Here is a 3,050-nt window from a genome sequence, read left to right as displayed (position 1 = left end):
CGGAAACAAGTGAGCGTTTCCGGATTCTTACACAGCCACTGGATCGGTCAACTGATCCTTAACTGATCGGCATTACATCTATAGGGTGATTTTATTTTTGCCAGGCGATTTTGAGTGATCGTACTCACGAATTCTCATTTTTCTGCAAGAGTTCAAAGAAAGTTAAACGCAGGCAATGTATGTTACGCGTTTTAAAGGGAAGTGTGGTTTGCGGGTATGTACGATTTTAATCTGGTGTTGCTGCTGCTTCAGCAGATGTGCGTTTTTTTAGTCATTGCGTGGTTAATGAGTAAAACGCCATTATTCATACCGTTAATGCAGGTCACGGTTCGTCTGCCGCATAAATTTCTCTGCTACATCGTCTTTTCCATCTTCTGCATCATGGGCACCTGGTTTGGGTTGCACATTGACGATTCTATTGCCAATACCCGTGCGATAGGCGCGGTAATGGGCGGCTTACTCGGCGGTCCGGTCGTCGGTGGGCTGGTTGGTCTGACCGGCGGCTTACATCGATATTCGATGGGGGGCATGACCGCGCTAAGTTGCATGATCTCAACCATCGTTGAAGGATTGCTCGGCGGCCTGGTACACAGCATCCTGATCCGTCGCGGGCGCACTGATAAAGTCTTTAACCCCATTACCGCCGGTGCCGTCACGTTCGTCGCTGAAATGGTGCAAATGCTGATCATCCTTGCGATCGCCCGACCTTATGAAGATGCGGTGCGTCTGGTGAGTAATATTGCTGCGCCAATGATGGTCACCAATACCGTCGGCGCGGCGCTGTTTATGCGTATATTGCTCGATAAACGCGCGATGTTTGAAAAATACACTTCGGCTTTTTCTGCCACTGCGCTGAAAGTGGCAGCCTCGACGGAAGGCATTTTGCGACAGGGGTTTAACGAAGTGAACAGCATGAAAGTGGCTCAGGTACTGTATCAGGAGCTGGATATTGGTGCAGTCGCGATTACCGATCGAGAGAAATTGCTGGCCTTTACCGGAATTGGTGACGACCACCATTTACCCGGCAAACCGATTTCTTCGACTTACACCTTAAAAGCGATTGAAACCGGTGAAGTGGTCTACGCTGATGGCAACGAAGTACCTTATCGTTGCTCTTTGCATCCGCAATGCAAACTGGGGTCGACGCTGGTAATTCCGTTGCGTGGCGAAAATCAGCGCGTGATGGGCACCATCAAATTGTATGAAGCCAAAAACCGGTTATTCAGTTCAATAAACCGCACGCTGGGCGAGGGGATTGCGCAACTGCTTTCGGCGCAGATTCTTGCAGGGCAATATGAGCGGCAAAAAGCGATGCTCACCCAGTCAGAAATCAAACTGCTTCACGCCCAGGTGAATCCTCATTTTTTGTTTAATGCGCTTAACACCATTAAAGCGGTGATCCGCCGCGACAGCGAACAGGCCAGCCAGCTGGTGCAGTATCTTTCCACTTTTTTCCGCAAAAACTTAAAGCGGCCTTCGGAGTTTGTTACTCTCGCCGACGAAATTGAACATGTGAACGCTTATCTGCAAATTGAAAAGGCGCGCTTCCAGTCGCGGTTGCAGGTCAACATTGCTATTCCGCAAGAATTATCCCAGCAGCAATTGCCCGCGTTTACCCTGCAACCGATAGTGGAAAACGCCATTAAACATGGGACATCACAACTGCTGGATACAGGGCGAGTGGCAATCAGCGCCCGACGTGAGGGGCAACATTTGATGCTGGAGATCGAAGACAATGCCGGTTTGTATCAACCGGTAACCAATGCCAGTGGGCTGGGGATGAATCTGGTGGATAAGCGTTTACGTGAACGGTTTGGCGATGACTATGGAATAAGCGTCGCCTGTGAGCCTGATAGTTACACCCGAATAACGTTACGACTACCATGGAGGGACGAGGCATGATTAAAGTCTTAATTGTCGATGATGAACCGTTAGCACGGGAGAACCTGCGTATATTTTTGCAGGAGCAGAGCGATATTGAAATCGTTGGAGAGTGTTCAAACGCCGTGGAAGGGATCGGCGCGGTGCATAAACTGCGCCCGGATGTGCTGTTTCTCGATATCCAGATGCCGCGCATCAGTGGTCTGGAAATGGTGGGGATGCTTGACCCGGAACATCGCCCGTATATTGTTTTTCTCACTGCGTTTGACGAATACGCTATTAAAGCCTTTGAAGAACATGCCTTTGATTATCTGCTGAAGCCAATTGATGAAGCGCGACTGGAGAAAACGCTGGCGCGATTGCGTCAGGAGCGCAGCAAGCAGGATGTTTCGCTGTTACCGGAAAATCAACAGGCGCTGAAATTTATCCCTTGTACGGGGCATAGTCGGATTTATTTGCTGCAAATGAAAGATGTGGCATTTGTCAGCAGTCGGATGAGCGGTGTCTACGTTACCAGCCACGAAGGGAAAGAGGGCTTTACCGAATTGACATTACGTACCTTGGAAAGTCGTACACCACTACTGCGCTGCCATCGTCAGTATCTGGTTAACCTCGCGCATTTACAGGAGATTCGTCTGGAAGATAACGGCCAGGCCGAGTTGATTTTGCGTAATGGCTTAACCGTGCCGGTCAGCCGCCGTTATCTGAAAAGCTTAAAAGAGGCGATTGGCCTGTAAAAGACTGCTAAAATGGCTTTTTGCCTCATCAACACCTGAAGGCCTCATGATAAGTAACGATATTCTGCGCAGCGTGCGCTACATTTTGAAAGCCAATAATAATGACCTGGTGCGTATTCTGGCGCTGGATAATGTCGAAGCCACCGCGGAACAGATCGCCGTCTGGCTACGTAAAGAAGACGAAGAGGGTTTTCAGCGTTGTCCGGACATTGTTTTGTCGTCATTCCTCAATGGCCTGATTTATGAAAAACGCGGCAAGGATGAGTCTGCTCCGGCACTGGAGCCGGAACGTCGCATTAATAACAACATCGTGCTGAAAAAATTACGCATCGCGTTTTCGCTGAAAACCGATGACATTCTGGTAATGCTGCCAACTTACTGATTTAGTGTATGATGGTGATTTTAAGGTGCTTGCGTGGCTTCCATTTCCAT

At 49.2% G+C, this 3,050-nt stretch carries 2 protein-coding genes and 1 pseudogene; all 3 read left to right on the top strand.

Features of this window, described 5'->3' with window-relative positions; all coding sequences use genetic code 11:
• Positions 1–216 precede the first annotated feature (216 nt).
• Positions 217–1,902 (top strand): two-component regulatory system sensor histidine kinase BtsS, encoded by a 1,686-nt coding sequence (gene btsS / locus ABZJ92_RS21235; protein WP_001295431.1) that lies wholly within the window; start codon positions 217–219, stop codon positions 1,900–1,902.
• Complete coding sequence (gene btsR / locus ABZJ92_RS21230; protein WP_005048999.1) at positions 1,899–2,618, top strand: two-component system response regulator BtsR; 720 nt, start codon at positions 1,899–1,901, stop codon at positions 2,616–2,618. The genes btsS and btsR overlap by 4 nt, the downstream gene beginning before the upstream one ends.
• A gap of 46 nt (positions 2,619–2,664) precedes the next feature.
• Positions 2,665–2,988 (top strand): annotated as a pseudogene (locus ABZJ92_RS21225) (YehS family protein); the annotation flags it as partial.
• Between the last annotated feature and the right edge of the window lie 62 nt (positions 2,989–3,050).

Origin of the sequence: Shigella sp. FJ200513, assembly GCF_040495915.1 — a bacterium.
GTDB lineage: Bacteria > Pseudomonadota > Gammaproteobacteria > Enterobacterales > Enterobacteriaceae > ECMA0423.
Note: the sequence above shows the minus strand (reverse complement) of the source record. Positions and strands in the feature narration are given on the sequence as shown.

What these genes read in the sequence shown, in the direction of transcription:
- btsS (WP_001295431.1), top strand. Translation starts at nt 217, where the DNA reads ATGTACGATTTTAATCTGGTGTTGCTGCTGCTTCAGCAGATGTGCGTT.
- btsR (WP_005048999.1), top strand. Translation starts at nt 1,899, where the DNA reads ATGATTAAAGTCTTAATTGTCGATGATGAACCGTTAGCACGGGAGAAC.